The organism is Burkholderia sp. SIMBA_051, from assembly GCF_046534915.1.
GTDB lineage: Bacteria > Pseudomonadota > Gammaproteobacteria > Burkholderiales > Burkholderiaceae > Burkholderia > Burkholderia ambifaria.
Genome location: NZ_JAWRXS010000552.1, coordinates 1 through 256, shown reverse-complemented (window position 1 = coordinate 256; position 256 = coordinate 1). Strand labels below are relative to the sequence as shown.

Genomic DNA, 256 nt, shown 5'->3' with positions numbered 1-256 from the left:
CCGCTCGGCGACCGCTTCGACCGCCGCCGCATCATCCTGATGCAGACCGCGCTGCTCTGCTGCGCGCTGCTCGTCGCCACGACCGCGCCCACGCTGCCCGTGCTGATTGGCGCGAGCCTCGCCATGGGCGTGCTCTCGACCATCGCGCAGCAAGCCGTGCCGTTCGCCGCCGAACTCGCGCCGCCCGAAGGGCGTGGCCACGCCGTCGGCACCGTCATGAGCGGCTTGCTGATCGGCATTCTGCTTGCGCGGACCG

General features: G+C 72.3%; 1 protein-coding gene. It reads left to right on the top strand.

Annotation, left to right across the window (positions count from 1 at the left end; genetic code table 11):
• Positions 1-256 (top strand): MFS transporter (locus tag SB771_RS35680; RefSeq protein WP_410722129.1); only part of this gene is annotated, 256 nt, incomplete at both ends.